Origin of the sequence: Desulfurispirillum indicum S5 (assembly GCF_000177635.2) — a bacterium.
Lineage (GTDB): Bacteria > Chrysiogenota > Chrysiogenetes > Chrysiogenales > Chrysiogenaceae > Desulfurispirillum > Desulfurispirillum indicum.
This window is the reverse complement of sequence record NC_014836.1, coordinates 2,565,543-2,581,865: the sequence shown is the minus strand read 5'-3', so window position 1 is coordinate 2,581,865 and position 16,323 is coordinate 2,565,543. Positions and strand designations below refer to the sequence as shown.

General features: G+C 57.4%; 9 protein-coding genes. All 9 read right to left on the bottom strand.

What is annotated here, in order from left to right; all coding sequences use genetic code 11:
• The 9 genes from SELIN_RS12065 to glmM all read right to left on the bottom strand — a co-directional run bounded on the left by SELIN_RS12065 (position 1) and on the right by glmM (position 16,318).
• Positions 1-1,059, bottom strand: a complete 1,059-nt coding sequence (locus SELIN_RS12065; protein ID WP_013506926.1) for a radical SAM/SPASM domain-containing protein — start codon at positions 1,057-1,059, stop codon at positions 1-3.
• A complete protein-coding gene (gene ccsA / locus SELIN_RS12060; RefSeq protein ID WP_013506925.1) occupies positions 1,059-3,935 on the bottom strand; it encodes a cytochrome c biogenesis protein CcsA in 2,877 nt (958 codons plus the stop codon). Before ccsA ends, SELIN_RS12065 begins: the two co-directional genes overlap by 1 nt.
• A 259-nt stretch (positions 3,936-4,194) precedes the next feature.
• The gene (pgsA, locus tag SELIN_RS12055; RefSeq protein ID WP_013506924.1) at positions 4,195-4,758 is read right to left on the bottom strand and encodes a CDP-diacylglycerol--glycerol-3-phosphate 3-phosphatidyltransferase; all 564 of its coding nucleotides are present in this window, start codon (positions 4,756-4,758) and stop codon (positions 4,195-4,197) included.
• A gap of 1,219 nt (positions 4,759-5,977) precedes the next feature.
• Complete coding sequence (locus tag SELIN_RS12050; RefSeq protein ID WP_013506923.1) at positions 5,978-8,584, bottom strand: BamA/TamA family outer membrane protein; 2,607 nt, start codon at positions 8,582-8,584, stop codon at positions 5,978-5,980.
• Positions 8,584-12,009, bottom strand: a complete 3,426-nt coding sequence (locus SELIN_RS12045; RefSeq protein ID WP_013506922.1) for a translocation/assembly module TamB domain-containing protein — start codon at positions 12,007-12,009, stop codon at positions 8,584-8,586. The genes SELIN_RS12050 and SELIN_RS12045 overlap by 1 nt, the downstream gene beginning before the upstream one ends.
• A gap of 75 nt (positions 12,010-12,084) precedes the next feature.
• Positions 12,085-13,710, bottom strand: coding sequence for a CTP synthase (gene pyrG, locus SELIN_RS12040; RefSeq protein WP_013506921.1), 1,626 nt, complete (start codon positions 13,708-13,710; stop codon positions 12,085-12,087).
• Positions 13,711-13,800: 90 nt separating this feature from the next.
• On the bottom strand, positions 13,801-14,214 hold the full coding sequence (acpS, locus tag SELIN_RS12035; protein WP_013506920.1) for a holo-ACP synthase: 414 nt from the start codon (positions 14,212-14,214) through the stop codon (positions 13,801-13,803).
• Positions 14,211-14,951 (bottom strand): pyridoxine 5'-phosphate synthase, encoded by a 741-nt coding sequence (locus SELIN_RS12030; RefSeq protein WP_041726109.1) that lies wholly within the window; start codon positions 14,949-14,951, stop codon positions 14,211-14,213. Before SELIN_RS12030 ends, acpS begins: the two co-directional genes overlap by 4 nt.
• On the bottom strand, positions 14,951-16,318 hold the full coding sequence (gene glmM, locus SELIN_RS12025; RefSeq protein ID WP_013506918.1) for a phosphoglucosamine mutase: 1,368 nt from the start codon (positions 16,316-16,318) through the stop codon (positions 14,951-14,953). Before glmM ends, SELIN_RS12030 begins: the two co-directional genes overlap by 1 nt.
• Positions 16,319-16,323 lie beyond the last annotated feature (5 nt).

The window sequence follows — 16,323 nt, the reverse complement described above, 5'->3', positions numbered from 1 at the left end:
CTATTGCAGTCTCAGGGGCACATAATCGCAAAATGGCTCTTCATCCATGTAGTCACCGGTGACGCTGTAGGCGCGGGCACGGCAGCCGCCACATACATTGACGTACTCACAGGCTCCGCAGCGCCCCTTGTAGGACTTGAAGTCGCGCATATCCCGGAAGAGTTGCGACTCCTCCCAGATTGTCTGGAAAGGCGTCTCCAGAATATTGCCAGCGCTCAGGGGCAGATAGCTGCAGGGCTTGACATTGCCCCTGGCATCGATGAAGCAGATGGTCTGGGCCGCGATACAGCCCTTGCCTCCTCCCGTGGAAAAAGTCAGAGAGCGGCGCTCCAGTTTGGTATCGCTTTCACGGTTGAGCTGGGGCACCATGCGGTAGTAATGGGGGGCGCAGGTAGGGCGCATGAGGATAGCATCTTCTTCCTGCTTCTCCTGCTCATAGTGCCAGCGCAGGATTTCGTTGTAGTCCTCCTTGGCCACCAACTCAGCCATCACATCTTCTCCTCTTCCCGTGGGCACAATCATGAACATATACCACGCCTTCGCGCCCAGCTCTTTGGCCAGGCGGAAGGTAGCGGCAATATCGTGCTGATTGCGCTTGGTGAACGAGGAATTGATCAGGAAGGGAATGCCATGGGACTTCAGCAGCTTGGTTGCCCGCACTACCGCATCGAAGGAGCCGGGGACCTGGCGGAAGTTATCGTGAACTTCGGCTGAAGAACCATCCAGGCTCAGGGAGACCATGCGGATATTGGTGGCTTTCATCTGCTCGCAGATGGCGTCGGTCAGCAGCCCACCGTTGGTGGCGATGCAGACGCGAAAGCCCTTACTGTCAGCGTGGCGGGCGATCTCAAAGAGATCGTCCCGCATAAGGGGTTCGCCGCCGCTGAGCACAAAGACCGGAGTGCAGAATTCAGCGATGCGATCCACCAGCTCCAGGGCCCTGGCCGTATCCAGGTGGAAAAGGTCCTTTTCCATATCGGAAGAGCAGCGGCAGTGGATGCACGACAGGTTGCAGCGCTCGGTGCTCTCCCAGGCAATCCACTTGGGTACGAATTCCATCAGCTCTCCCTCGCCAGGGGCATCTTGCCATCACGCTTGGGATAGGAAACCACAAACAGGGCCGTGATGACCACCAGACTGTACCAGACCCAGCTTGGGATTGGCATGGGGTCGCCCCCCGCGTAGGAGTGCAGCCCCGAGAGGTAGAAGTTCACCCCGAAGTAGGTCATGAGCACAGTGGAGAAGGATAGCACGGAGCCAATGGCAATCCAGTAGTATTTGTTCTTGAGCTTGGGGATCATATCCATATGAATAACCAGTGCGTAGATCAGGATGATGATGAGTGACCAGGTTTCCTTGGGATCCCAACCCCAGTAGCGGCCCCATGACTCATTGGCCCAGACAGCACCCAGGAAGTTTCCGATGGTAAAGAGGCCCAGGCCCACGATCATGGAAATTCGGTTAATGATCATCATGTCCCTGATGGAGGTATCCAGGTGGGGACGCTTTTCTGAGCGCACGGCGTACATAACCAGTACCAGCATACCCAGCAGCAGGCTGAGGGCGAAGAAGCCATAGCTGGCGGTAATAACGGCCACATGGTAGACGAGCCAGTAGGACTTGAGTACGGGCACCAGGTTGGTGATCTGGGGGTTCATGTTGCTCAGGTGGGCCACCATGAGGGCAATGGCACACATGACCGCAGCTGCCGGAGCCGCCGCGTACTGCTTGCGGTGGAAAGCCAGACCGGCCAGCACGGTAGACCAGGCTATGTAAATCATGGATTCATAGGCATTACTCATGGGGGCGTGACCGGAAACGTACCAGCGCACACCCAGTCCAATGGTAAAGGCCACAAATCCCAGGGCCACCAGAGCAAACATCAGATTGTGGAACATGGGATAGTATTTGTCCAGCAGGTTCTTTTTGCCTTTGCCCTTGTTGACTGGAATGAACATACGTGCCAGAGCGCCGGCCAGGAAGGCAAGGCCCACGAAGAGGAAGTAGGGCATCAGGTTCTTGAAGATACTGTACTTGTTCAGGAACAGTTCCGCCTTCACTTCGGCTTCGGAGGGAATGGCTTCGGTGGGATCATGATCGCGCTGGTACTGGCGGATTTCCTGTACAAAGCGGTCGGCATTGCTCCAGTTGCCGGACTGAATGGCCTGTTCCACAGCGGTGAAGTAATTGCCGTAGAGGCGCATGACTTCACGGCGCTGATCTTCGGGGAAGCGCTCCATAGCCTCGGTAATGGTGTACCAGGTGTTGGTGGTGCCCTCCTGGCGGGGGAAGAACTTCCACAGCATGCCCGTGTAAATCATATAGGCGATACTGACCCGTTCATCGACGGTGATGACGCCGCGGTCAAAGGTGTTGCGCAGGGAAGGGTCCTTCTGATAGGCCGCTTCCACATAGGGCAGCAGAACATATTGGTCGCGCTCATCAAAGAAGCTGGCGAATGATGTACGGCGCTGGTTATCGTCGGTGATGCCCAGAATGCGGCGCAGCTGGGGGTGCTCCACGCGGATCATCTCCATGTACTGCCAGGCAAAGGGATCAACCATCATGCCCATGATCACCTGATTGGGGGTAAAGCCCTCCAGGGTAACGGTGCGGGCAATCTTGTACAGCAATTCGCTGGTGAAGGTATCCATGGGCTTGATGCGTCCAATGGCGGCGTCGAGCACCAGCAGCTTGCCAAACTCCTGGGAGTGGCGCAGGTCAAACTGGTCAGGCACCGGCATGACGGGGCGTTGGCGCTGCATGCGCTGCTGGGGCGGTTGCTGCTGTTCAGCAGCCGGTTGCGCCTCTTGTATCTGCGCCTCGGCGTCTTCCTGATTGGCGTATTCGGGGAAGGCCTGGACGGAGAGAGGGTTCAGAACCAGCATGGCTCCAGCCAGGAGTGCCACAGCGGCTGCTTTAGCCGTCTGGGTGGCCTTGGCGGTGGAAAGCTGGCGCAGGAGGATGCGGCAGCGGCCCTGGGGCATGAAGAGGCTGACCGCCAGTCCCACGGTCAGAAAAAAGTAGCCGATATAGGTGGGCAGTTTGCCGGGGTCTTTGGAAACAGAAAGGTAGGTGCCCAGTTCATCGGTGTCATAGGAGGACTGGTAGAAGCGGAATCCCTGATGGACGAGAATATGGTTCATGTAGATATGGAATGGCTTGGGGGCTCCCAGCTCTTCATCATGAATAATGACATAACTGGAGTAGGACGCTGGTGAGTTGGAGCCGGGGTAACGATCCAGGGCAAAGCGTTCCAGCTCCAGGCCAAAGGGCAAGGGCAGAGGCTTGGCGCCATAGGCCAGAACCGCGTTCAGACCACCGATGGTAATGCGCTGGGGGATACCTTCCAGGCCCTGGCCACCCACCAGGTTGAAGGTGCGCTCTTCTCCGTTATAGGAGACGCGAACGCTGAGTTGCTTCTGCCGCCCACCGCTGTGATTGATATAGCTCACGGCAAATTCCTTGCCGTCAATGTTTTCCGTATAGGTGAACGAGTTTGAGCCCATCTGGGAGATAAGCACGGGCCAGTCGATTTCTTTGTCACCTACGCGGAGTTGCACGTACGTGTCAGTAGAAAGGATGTGGCTGACGGTTTCGCCTTCGCGGATATGCATCATACCCTCGTAGCCGAAATAGCGGGTTACCATGGCACCAATCAGAATCAATATCAGGGAAAGGTGCAACATAAAGGAAAAAATCTTCGCCGGGCGCCACATGCGATAGGTGAAGATATTGGCGATAAAATTCACCACCAGATAGGCGTAGAGAGCCTCGAACCAACGGGTGTTATAGACCACCGCGCGGGCTGTTTCGGGGCCGTAGTCATTCTCGATAAACGTTGCGGCGGCGCAGGCGACTGCCATAATAAACAGTACAACCAGCATGGCCTTCATAGAAAACAGATGATCCGTAAACGACTTGAAAGACATCATACCAACTCCAATGACATTCGGGAAGATTCCCGCAAATTCTACTCACACACAACACATCAACATTGCACAGCACACACTTTCCATGCAATCTGATCCATTTTATAACAACCCTGAAGGGCAATGGCAATGATTTGCGACCTGTTCCTGGTGATGCAGGTTCCAGGCGATAGCTGAACGGGATGCTGGCCACTTCAGCCAACCTTGCGCATTCTCGCACAGGCCCTGTGCGGGAACGAGTGAATTCTTCTTCACAGATGGGCTAGCTGAATTCGCCCATCCCCTGTTGCTTGCGGTAGGACCAGTAGTCGGCGAAGTAGCGCCATCCGCTGTAGAGGGAGATGATGATGGATATCCAGAGAATCAGCAGGCCGATGGCATAGATATCCAGGAACCAGATTTTCCAGCTGAGAATCAGCATGATAATGGCAGTAATCTGCAGTCCGGTTTTCCATTTGCCGAAGTTGTCGGCAGGCATTACGTAGCCATGGGAAGAAGCCACGGCACGCAGGGCCGTGACAGCGAACTCACGGGCCAGAATGAGAATGACCGCGTAGGCCGCCAGGTCACCCCGCTCAACCAGACAGATAAGTGCCGCCGCGACCAGAAGCTTATCCGCCACAGGATCCATGATTTTGCCGAAATCAGTCACCAGGTTGTATTTGCGCGCCAGGTAGCCATCGTAATAGTCGGTAATGGCAGCGATGGAGAAGACGGCCACGGAAATCAGATCCATAGTGAAGTTCTTGTAGGCCAAGGTGAATACCAGGAGGGGGATAAGAGCAACGCGCAATATGGTGAGCTGATTGGGAGTATTGATTTTCATGGGATCCTCATGCTGGCTTTATGGTGATTCAGAGCATCCACCACAACAAAGCAGTCTAGCATACCTTTGCCCTTTGTCGAAACACTCAATTTCATAACGCAGCCGGTTGACAAGACTCTGGCTTCTGCTGAAAAAGTCAGCAGGAACCACTTACCGCAAATGGGATAATTCAAGCAGAGCAGCCATTTTTCTCGCCAAGCGCCAGAGGACGCTGAGAAAAAAAGCAGGTAACCATTCACGGCTCCCCTGCGATTTTTCCAGCAGGAGCGCCAGTATTCCGAGAGCGAGCCCGGATGGTGAGCGGCAGAGACGTAGGTCCTCGGACGAAAGTGAGCGTCTCTGGGAGGAATGCTGGCGCGAGTGCCAACACACCGTGAAGAGTTACAAAAGCAGAAGCTTTCTTTCTGAAGTTTCGCACCCCGAAACGACAGGTTGTTAGCGTCTTCCCTTCTGTCATGCTGAAATGAGGGGGAGTGGTTCTCCACAGACTGCGTCGCTTACATTACCTTTACCTTTTTATAAGTTATTTGCCACTTTTGGGTCGCCAAAAGTGGCGCAAAAGCGACCCCCAGTGCTGTCCTTATCAGCCGTCCGCTTGCCTGGAACTGGGGACCGCAAACAACCGCCCTCCGTGGCTTTTGGTTTGCGGTTGCCGCCGTCGTGGCGGCAACCCTGCGGGTCTACCGCGTTCCAGTCGGCGCGTCCTGGCTGGGCCAGCACACGGGGGAGAGACAGAAGCAGGCCATTCCCCCCTGAGCCCGTCCGGTGAGTGCGACGCCTGGCTGGCAAGACCCGAACGGGACACTCACAGGAAGTGAGTGGTCCGGCAGCACTGCAGGGATGCAGTGTCTGCCGGATCTCCAGAACAGGCGAGCCAACGATCCGGAAAAACGGGCGTTCGGGGGGCGCGTTTTTGCGTCCTTTTTGCGCGGTCAAAAAGGACAATATCCAGAGTCGAAAAGTGGAATACCAGATAAGTCAAGCATTCAAAATCAATACAGTTTCCGCGCGATAAATGTCAGGATAATAGCACCTTAACCCAAGACAACAAGATGCGAAACTTGAGTTTCTTTGCCTTTTCTCCGCGTACTTCGCGTCTTGAGTGAGCGTAGCGAACGGGCGTGAGAAATGCCTTTCTTTGTGGCTTTGCGGACGTTGTGTGAACCCCGGTTTATACACACTCCCGTATGGTGAATGGAGACAAAGCGGGAACGTGCATTCAGAAGCTGTAGCCGATGGTCAGGTAAATTTCAAAATCGCTGGCCTGGTCTTTGTGGCTTTGAGCCCGGGCGACATCCAGGCGGATGGGGCCGACGGGGGTGCGGTAGCGTATCCCTGTGCCCATGCCGGTGTAGGGTGTGGAGCTGCTGCTGTCTCCCAGGCGCTCGCTGTAGACATTGCCGAGGTCGTAAAAGGCCACCAGTTCGAAATTTCCCAGGAAGTGGCGGTATTCAACGCTGAGCAGGTCGTAGGCAAATCCGCCGATTCGGGCTCCCCCGCTGCTGCGGGAGGCGATGTCCTCGTATTTGAAACCACGAATGGAGTTGGCGCCACCGAGGCGGAAACGGTTTTCCAGGGGAACGGGCAGTGCGTCATCTTCACGGGTAATCTGGCCAGCGGCACCATGGAGTGCGATGACTCCCCGGGGCCAAGGAGGCAGGTAGTAGGTGCCCCTGACGATGCTCGTGTGGTAGTTGCTGAGGTTGGCCGAATCGCTGAGTGAATAGTGCTGGGTGGCGGAAAGCTCATACCCCTGGGTGGGGGAGATGATGTTGTCGGTTCCGTCCTTGCGGATGTTCAGCCCGAAATGGTGATAGGAACTCCTTGGCCAATAGTCAATTCCCTGGACAATTCCCGGGTGAACCGATGAATAGGAGTGGCTGGTGCGCCAGTAGGTTGCTGCCAGCGGGAGCGTATCCTGCAGGTAGTATCGCACCATCATGGAAAACAGGTCGGTGCGGGACGTGTAGTTGTCGTACTCGTTAGAGGTGTGAGAGAGCGTATAGGCAGTATCTATAGGAATTCCGAAAGAGTGGCTCTCACTGTACTCCAGGGCGGTGACCTGGCGCTTTTCACTGTGCCGCTGGGTCGCGGTCACTTCGCCACCCCGGCCCAGGACGTTGCTGTATCCCACCCGGAACTGCACGTTGGGACCATAGGCTGAGTCATAACCCAGGGAAACAGCGCCGAAGAGGTTGTCGCGGTCTTCGGCTTCGACAATATGGTGAACATTGCCGTCCACCAGTAACGGGGTGTACTGGCTGTAGGAGAATATGCGCTCTGCTTCGACAACCCGTCTGGCGCCTTCGATATCAGACGCCCTGGCGAAAGGCTGCATTTGCGGGTGGCCTGTCATGCGGCGGATGTAGCGTCTGGAAGTGTTCTCGGCACCGAAAGTGATAACCCCTGCGCTTCGGAAGCGTTGCCCTTCATCCACTCGCACGAGAACTCCCACGTGATCGGGTGCCACGTGGCGCTCCACCCGCACCTGTGCTTCCAGGTAGCCGGCTTCAGCGTACACGCGCCGCACTCGCTGAGCGATCAGCTGGGGGTCATCCAGGGAGCGTTCGTTATCCATGTAGAGCTGGTGCAGGGTCATGAGCGCCTGCTGCCGTGTCTGCTCCTCCTCCTGGGTGCCATCGTGAACGCTCATGTGGAGGGGCAGGCGCGGAAAACGCATATCAAAGTACATGGTGGCCTGCCCTTCTTCCTGATCGGTAATGCGGATGCGGCTTTCCACCGAGCGATTTAACAGCTCCAGGTAGGCCCGGCGCTGGAAGTCCGCCACGCTTTCCTGTTCCAGAATGCCATCCCGGAGCTGTTCCTGCAGACGCTTTTCCAGAGAAGACTGCCATACCGGTGCCTCAATGGTGACAGCCGAATAGCTTTTGCGGTGCCCCTCCACCCGGATGCGCAGGTGGGGAGCGGCGGGTTCGATGGATATGGATGTCGTGGTGAAGCCATTGCGCAGCATGAAGTTGCGGATGTCATGCTCCAGCAGGGGAATCTCAAACTCATCAATGGCCGAGCGCTGCTCCAGGCGCAGAGACTGCAGGAAGCGCCCGGGGTCTATCCCTTCGGGAACCTCCAGCTCCACGTCCAGCTTGTCACCGGGGAAGAGCCCGATGTAGAGGCTGACGCCTCGACGCTGGTTAAGCACGTTGAAGAGCGTCTTGAAGGGGGCCGCGATGGAGAAGCCGGGAAAAGTGCGCTCATTGCGCTCAAAGCTGAAGAAATAGTCGGCCTGGGAGTAGCCCTCGGAGAGTGCCTGGGCTTTCCAGTGTTCAAGGGCCTCAATAACCCGTATAGGCCGAAAAAAAGTGCCGGGCAGCACAAGGGGAGGGCTTCCGGTTTCACTTCTGCCCACAAAGGAGGTGTCAGTCACCACATAGGGGCTGCCTTCACGGATCTGGATGACCAGAACACTGGTGTAGTCCAGGTTCACCACCTCCACTTCAACGCGGGCGTCCAGGTAGCCTTCCAGGATATAAAAATCCAGTACCTGCTGGCGCAGTTGCCGGATGGCTACGGTATCGGTGCCGGAAGCGGGGAAGGAAGTGATCTGGCTGAACAGGGTACTGTCCAGGAAAGCCCAGTTGCCCTTCAGGACGATTTTTTCCACCGGATAGCGTTGCGACATCTGCAGCAGCAGCTCCTGGTCGCGCACCTGCACCCCTTCCACACTGAAGTAGGAGAGATTCTCCAGCTGCTTTGCCGTTTCCAGGGCAGTTTCCTGGCTCAGTGGCGTGGGGAAGAGCCGTTGCAGCTTCTCCTGGTCGGCATCACTTATCCCCATGATGGTTATGGTCAGTATTTCTGCCAGCATCAGCGACCAATCCTGTATTCAATATCCACGCCGTAGGATCCGCCGATATGCTCGCGGCCACGCACGTAGAGGAAATCAAAGATTTTGTAGATCACCTGGAACTGTTGGGTGCCCTCAGCGCTGAGCTCACGGGCAATGCGTACTTCCAGTCGCTGAGAGAGTTCACTGGTGAGGGCGATGTCGGGATTGTCGCTCATCAGACCGCTGGATGAGACGCGGAACGAGGCTTCACCGCGCAGTGCGGGGCCGGTTATATCATTGAGGGTTTCCGCGATGCGGTTGGCCAGGATATGGGAAGCCGCGGAAGCAGGGGAAAGTCCTTCGTCGTAGCTGCCCAGGAGAAGCAGGCTGATGATGTGCTCCTGGGGAAGACTGGGCACACTGCGGAAGAGAAAACGCGGCTCGTCACTGGTACCGGTTATGGTAATGACAATCTGGTAGCCTTGCTTGGTGGTGGTTGCGCTGAGGTTCAGGTTTGCGATGAGGCTGTCGCTGAACTCTATTGATCCCCGCTGCAGGGTGTAGGTGTCCCGGTTGAAAAGCAGGCTGCCGGAGAGCACCTGGATTCTGCCGCGTGGATAGACTATTCCATCCTGCAGGCGAATCTGCAGCTGGGGGAGCAGCAGCATACTGCCCTCTGCCATGGAGAAGCGAATGGGAGAAGATGCCTGGACATTCAGGGTCCAGTTGCCGGGAAACTGCAGCAGTGGTGAGGTGGGTGCTGCGGCTCCATTGCGGTCAATATTGAGCTGGCCACGCCTGATATCCACGGCGATTTCTCCCTGGGGTTCCGTGGCCGTGTCGCCGCTGACGCTGCCGGAGATATTGAGCAGCAGAACATTGCGCCCCTGTTGATAAAGCACATTGTGCAACTGGTAGCCAGCGGAGTAACTGAGCAGTCCCTGCTCATTCAGTGATGCCGACACCTGGGCCTCGCCAGTGCCATCGCGCCCGACCAGAAAGGCGATATCGTCAATGGAACCCCGGCGGGCCAGGCGATCAATGGTGACATTGGCCCTGAGCTGTCGCATGCGCAGCTGGGGCTGAGCAACTGCGAACAGCTCTGCCGCAGTGCCAAAGGCGATGGTGCCCCTGATGGTATCGCTGCCCTCGATGGCCACGTCAACGGTGCCTCTGCCTTCCAGAGCACCCCGGGAGATGATGGTTGCCAGAGCCAGGTCAAGGGCACCCTCCACGCGCATGTGCTCCAAGGAGAAGTTCCGGAGCGAGGCCTCAGTCTCGAGGACGCCATGCTCCGTGGACGTGCGCAGGAAGAGCTCCTGGCGACTGGTTTCCCCGCTCATGTCGTGGAGGAATGAACTGCCGTGCAGGGAGACAATCAGGGGGCGCTGCAGGATCATGCGGGTGATGTCGGCGCTGAAGACGCGCTCCGCATAGGTAAGTTCCACATCTCCCCACAGGGAGATATCCTGTTCCGGGTTTTCCAGTTGAATGTTACCCAGGGTTCCTTCAAGGCGTGGCTCAGCAAAGGTTCCTGAGAGGTACAGCCCGTAGCTGTCCAGCAGCAAGGACCACTCGGCAGGCAGGGTGCGCATATAGGAGGAGAGGGGAATATCCTGCCCGGCCGCCCGGAAATTCAGCTTGCCGCCAAAATCCATATTCCCCTGGATGCTGACATGGGAGTGCTCGTCCTCGATGGAGGCGTGGACAAGCTGGTCGAGAAGTGCTCCGCTTACGGAAAGCTTCGGGCTGAACAACCCCTCGCGCCACTGGTGTTCCGCCAGCGACCCCTGCAAGGTAATCTGCAGATCCCGCACTTCGCCTTCAATCTGCCCATCAGCCTCCAGAATGCGTGGCAGAGAGGGAAGATTCGTCAGATTGCCAAAGGCCAGGGCATCCTCGAGTCTGATATTGTGGGCGGTGTAGGGGAAGCGCAGCTGGACATCATTGGCTCCGTAGACAGAGATCTGCCCCTGGCTGACCTGTGCCTCGCCAGTGGATGTGCGTGCGGTGATGCCATGCAGGGTGATATGGTTGAGATCCACCTGCACACTGCCAAAGGCGTGGGTCAGATGCCCCTGGAAGACCCGAAGATCGTTGGAGTCAAAGGCCACATCCACCAGCGGTGAGGTGGCTGGACCGTTGATACTGACCGCAAAGCGCGAGTTGCCGTCGATGAAGTTCACCCAGAAGCTTTCCAGGATGGGGGCCAGGTCGTGAACTTCGCCATGGCTCCACAGGCGAAAGAAGTCAGGACCACTGAAGACCAGCTCACCGCCCGCTTCCGCAGTGAAGTGTTCAGAATTCAGGGTGCCATCGTGGAAGCGGATACCATGGCGGTCGATATCCATTGCTGTACTGAGCCGGGCTTTCAGGGGCCTGTGGAAAGCGTTATAGGAGAAATCCAGAACACCAGCGCCGCGCAGCACCCCTTCATCAGGGGAGAACGAACCCTCAACTTCGCCGGAAATATCATCAAAATCCAGAAAGCGGATATGGGGCAGCAGGTAGGGGTGCAGGTGAAAGCGGTCAAAGGTGGCCTGCAGGCTGATGGTCTCCAGGTCAAAGGGAACCGTGGCCCGCAGGTGGAAGTCTGATTTGTCCACAGGAGCGAGGTTCACCTCGACCTGCTGCATGTCGCCATGGAACTCTGCGCGCAGATCTGGAAAGGTACCATTGCCCAGAATGGTGGAACGGGAACTTGTGACCGAGCCCTCATGGTGCAGCTCCTGCCACTGGCCATGGGCGCGCACCTGAATATCCAGGCGCGTTTTCAGGAAGCGGATGTCGACGCTGTGGCTGGTTTCCAGGTGCATGTCGATTCCCCGCTGTCCTACGTGCCCCCGGGCACGCAGGACATGATCCTGCCATTCCAGGGCAGCCTCTTCCAGGGAGGCCGCCAGTGCAGCGGGGTGCAATGTGCCCGTGGCTTCAAGGTTCTGTATGGTCTGCCCGTGGAAGGAGAGCTCATCCAGGGTCATCTGGAAATCAAGGGAGCTGTCCATGGCCGCGGTCAGGTTGCTGGCACGGGAGCCATCTGCAAGGGCGATGTCGGTACGTTCAACGCGAATGCCCCGTACCACTGGACTGAAGCGGGCGGTACTCTGGTGCAGCTTGCTGCCCAGCACCTCAGGGTCAAGGGGTTCGCGATCCGGGGGAAAGAGATCGCCGAGGCTGATCTGGCCGTCGGAAATCACCAGCCCCAGGCCGGGTACTGCCAGGGGCCACTTCCAGAACACCGTGATCTGTGCCGACTCGAAAGCGGCCCGGTGGGTCTGGTATTCGATGACCAGGTCGGAGAAGTATATGCCGCGAAGATTGGCCGAAAGGGTGCTGTAGGTGACATCCAGGCCGTGTTCCAGGCGCAGATATTCCACCACCCCTTCAACTTTGCTGGATATCCAGACAATGCTCGCCATGGCGAGGAAAAGTATCAGAAAAAAGATGACCGTGAGTTTTTTCATGGCCGGTATGCCTTTGCCGTCAGTGTTCGCAAAACAGCCACGCTTCGCCGGGTCGTCATGGGGAAGTCAGCTCGCCTACTCCTCTTTGAAGAGTTTGCCACTCTTGACACTGGCTTTGATGAATTCGCGGAAGAGTGGGTGGGCCTTGGATGGCCGCGATTTGAACTCCGGGTGGAACTGGCAGGCCACAAACCAGGGGTGGTTAGGCACTTCAACGATCTCCACCAGGGTATCATCGGGGCTGGTGCCTGAGATGACCAGGCCAGCCTTCTGCAGCTCGTCGCGGTACTTGTTGTTGAACTCCAGGCGGTGGCGGTGGCGCTCGCTGACCAGCTCCTGGCCGTAAGCTTTGTGGGAGAGAGTATCGGGCTGGAGCCTGCAGTCGTATTTGCCCAGGCGCATGGTGCCGCCGAGATTGGTGAGATTTTTCTGGTCGGCCATGAAGTCAATGACAGGGTGTCGGGCCTCGCTGTCAAATTCAATACTGGTGGCTTCCTGTATGCCCAGGACGTTGCGGGCGTATTCAATAACCGCACATTGCATGCCCAGGCAGATACCGAAGAAGGGAACTTTCTTCTCGCGGGCGTAGCGGATGGCCTGAATCTTTCCTTCCACTCCCCGGTCGCCAAAACCGCCGGGAACCAGGATGCCATCAACATCCTGCAACAGGGTTGCTGCCCCCTGGCGCGTCACCTCTTCCGCGTCGATCCACTTGATGTTGACGCGGATGTCGTTTTCGATACCGGCATGGCCGATGCTCTCAGAGAGGGACTTGTAGGCTTCCTTGAGTTTGGCGTACTTGCCAACCACGCCGATGGTGGTCTCTTCAGAAGGATTGATGCTGCGATCCACAATGCGCTGCCACTCGCTCAGGTCGGCCTGGTTATATTCCAGACCCAGCACATCCAGAACCGCCTCGTCAGCTTTTTCATTGTAGAATTGGAGGGGGACGCGGTAGATGGTATCCACATCAATGGCTTCGATGACCCGCTTGGGCTTGACGTTGCAGAACAGGGCGATTTTCTCGCGGATATCGTAGGAAAGGGGGTATTCCGTGCGGCAGAACAGGACATCGGGCTGAATGCCGATTTCGCGCAGCTCCTTGACACTGTGCTGGGTCGGCTTGGTCTTCAGTTCACCGGAGGCGGCCATGTAGGGCACCAGGGTCAGGTGCATGTAGCAGACGTTTTCCCGTCCCACGTCGTAGGCGAACTGACGGATAGCTTCCAGGAACGGCAGGCTTTCAATGTCGCCGACCGTCCCGCCGATTTCCGTCATGATGATGTCGGCGTCCTCGTTGCCCAGGTAGATATGGCGCTTGATTTCGTCGGTGATGTGGGGGATTACCTGCACGGTGCCGCCCAGGTAATCGCCGCGTCGCTCCTTGGTGATGACGTTGTTGTACACCTGGCCGGTGGTGATGTTGGAGTAGCGGTTGGTGGTCATATTGACGAAGCGCTCGTAGTGGCCGAGATCCAGGTCTGTTTCCGCGCCATCGTCGGTGACAAAGACTTCCCCGTGCTGGTAGGGGCTCATGGTGCCTGGGTCGATATTCAGGTAGGGGTCAAATTTCTGCAGTTTCACCCGGTAGCCGCGAGCCTCCAGCAAGGCTCCGATGCTGGCAGCCGCCAGCCCCTTGCCCAGCGAACTCAGAACGCCTCCCGTGATGAAAATATATTTTTTCTGTGTAAAATTGCTCATTATTCACCTGTGTATATATCTTGTTTTGAAATATCGGTTTGCCCCGGCGAGGACGGGTGCGCACGAGCCGTCGGGTTTCAGGCTGTGGTGTCAGGAGGTATTGTCATGCTGGCCGTGGGGCACAGGCTGCGAACAGCATAACTCCCCCGTCTCAATCACGCAATAGGCGATGGCGTGCTGGCGGGTATGGGAGAGGGAGAGCTGTACATTGTAGCGCTGACGGTCATTATAACGGCTGAGATTACCGTAAAAAGTGAAAAATGGACGCCCAAGGGGATCGTGGCAGACCTCCATATCCTTGAGGCGACAGTCGCGCAGTCCAGTGCCCATGGCCTTGAGAAAAGCTTCCTTCGCAGCGAAGCGGGCGGCAAAGCGTTCCCGCGAATTGGCAACTCCCGAAGCATATTCGATTTCCACCGGGGTGAAGACCCGCTCCATGAAGTGCAGTTTCATATTGTCGAAGCGCTCCACCTCCACCATATCAACGCCGACTCCCTGGATCATGGAAGCTCCCGAAGCCCCATGGACTGGTTGATGACGGCTTTCATCTGCTCCACTGCCCGCTGCATGCCCACGAAAAGAGCGCGGGCGACGATGCTGTGGCCGATATTGAGTTCGCGCATGCCGGGAATCTGGGCAATGGGTCCGACATTGGTATAGTTGAGGCCGTGGCCCGCATTGAGCTGGAGGCCGATCTGGCGGGTGAAGTGGCTGCTCTCAACAATACGCAGCAGTTCGCGGTTGCTGGTGGCCTCGTCACGGGCGTCGGCGTAGTGGCCGGTGTGAATTTCGATAGCCTGGGCACCACAATCCCTGCTGGCCTGTATCTGCTGCTGATTGGCGTCAATGAAGAAACTGACCCTGATGCCCGCATCCCGAAGGCGTGTCGCGGCCTTCTCCAGCTCACGGGCGTTACCCAGCACATCCAGGCCACCCTCGGTGGTCAGCTCTTCGCGCTTCTCCGGCACCAGGGTGACCTGCAGTGGTCTGGCAGCGCAGGCAATGGCGATCATCTCTTCCGTGCAGGCCATCTCCAGGTTGATGCTGGTACTGACGGTCTGCATGAGAATGTGTACATCGCGATCCTGGATATGACGACGGTCCTCGCGCAGGTGAATGGTGATAGAGTCCGCTCCACCCAGCTCTGCCAGCGCGGCGGCGGCAACAACTTCCGGATCGTGGCCCCTGCGGGCCTGGCGAACTGTGGCAACATGGTCGACATTCACTCCCAGTTTTACCATCATATCCCCCTCGCGGCTATTTCGTTGACGATACACTCAGCGATATCATCGGCGTATTTCTTCAGCGTCTGCTCGTCGTCGCCTTCCAGCATGACCCGCACCTTGGGTTCGGTGCCCGAATAGCGCACCAGCACACGGCCACTGCCGCGCAGCGCCTGTTCAATGTCATGGATGCGTGCCTGGCTTGCAGGGAGATTCTCCAGGGGGATTTTTTCCGAAACGGAGCGGTTCACCAGCACCTGCGGGTAGCGGGGAATGTCGGCAGCCAGTTCATCAATATGGCGACCGTTTTCCACCATAATGGCCATCAGTTGCAGGGCACTGATGATGCCATCTCCCGTGGTGGCGTAGTCCAGAAAGACCAGGTGGCCCGACTGCTCGCCACCCAGGTTGAACCCTCCGAAGCGCATGCGATCCAGCACATAGCGGTCGCCAACACTGGTGCGAATGAGTTTGATGTTCATGCCAGCCAGGAAGTGCTCCAGGCCGAGGTTGCTCATGACGGTGGTCACCACGGCACCCCCCTTGAGCAGGGAGCGCTGGTGCATGAAGCGGCCGGCGACGCCGATGATCTGGTCGCCGTCAATGACGTTGCCGTGGCGATCCACCACGATAAGCCGGTCGGCGTCGCCATCCAGGGCAATGCCGATTTCGGCGCCATGGCTGATGACCGCCTGGGCCAGCCCTTCCGGATGGACGGCACCGCACTGTTCATTGATGTTGATCCCATTGGGCTGGGTATTGATGGCAATGGTCTGGGCGCCCAGCTCCGAAAAGACTTCGGGAGCGACCTTGTAGGCGGCGCCGTTGGCGCAGTCCACCACGATCTTCATGCCATCCAGAGTCATATTGCGGGGAAAGGTTCCCTTGCAGTATTCGATATAGCGCTCCGTGGCACCTTCGATGCGGCGGGCGCGGCCAAGGGCTCCACGACGGGAAGTATAGCGTTCCACATCGTTTTCCAGGACGATGCGCTCCAACTCTTCTTCCACATTGTCATCCAGTTTGAAGCCATCGCGGTTGAAGAACTTGATGCCGTTGTCAAAGAAAGGGTTGTGGGAGGCACTGATGACAATGCCCGCACTGGCGCGCAGGGTCTTGGTCATCAGGGCGATGCCCGGTGTGGGCAGGGGACCGAGCTGGATAGCGTCCATGCCAGCACTGGTGATTCCGGCCACCAGGGCGCTCTCCAGCATATAGCCTGAGCGTCGGGTATCCTTGCCGATGACGATCTGGCTTTTCTTGGAAGTATCACGGTCTTTGAATATATGGGCTGCCGCCATTCCCAGCTTCAGCACAAAGTCGGCGGTCATGGGATAGCAGTTGGCTTCCCCCCGTACGCCATCGGTTCCGAAAAATTGTCGCATGTCGT

What these genes read in the sequence shown, in the direction of transcription:
- SELIN_RS12065 (WP_013506926.1), bottom strand. Translation starts at nt 1,059, where the DNA reads ATGGAATTCGTACCCAAGTGGATTGCCTGGGAGAGCACCGAGCGCTGC.
- ccsA (WP_013506925.1), bottom strand. Translation starts at nt 3,935, where the DNA reads ATGATGTCTTTCAAGTCGTTTACGGATCATCTGTTTTCTATGAAGGCC.
- pgsA (WP_013506924.1), bottom strand. Translation starts at nt 4,758, where the DNA reads ATGAAAATCAATACTCCCAATCAGCTCACCATATTGCGCGTTGCTCTT.
- SELIN_RS12050 (WP_013506923.1), bottom strand. Translation starts at nt 8,584, where the DNA reads ATGCTGGCAGAAATACTGACCATAACCATCATGGGGATAAGTGATGCC.
- SELIN_RS12045 (WP_013506922.1), bottom strand. Translation starts at nt 12,009, where the DNA reads ATGAAAAAACTCACGGTCATCTTTTTTCTGATACTTTTCCTCGCCATG.
- pyrG (WP_013506921.1), bottom strand. Translation starts at nt 13,710, where the DNA reads ATGAGCAATTTTACACAGAAAAAATATATTTTCATCACGGGAGGCGTT.
- acpS (WP_013506920.1), bottom strand. Translation starts at nt 14,214, where the DNA reads ATGATCCAGGGAGTCGGCGTTGATATGGTGGAGGTGGAGCGCTTCGAC.
- SELIN_RS12030 (WP_041726109.1), bottom strand. Translation starts at nt 14,951, where the DNA reads ATGGTAAAACTGGGAGTGAATGTCGACCATGTTGCCACAGTTCGCCAG.
- glmM (WP_013506918.1), bottom strand. Translation starts at nt 16,318, where the DNA reads ATGCGACAATTTTTCGGAACCGATGGCGTACGGGGGGAAGCCAACTGC.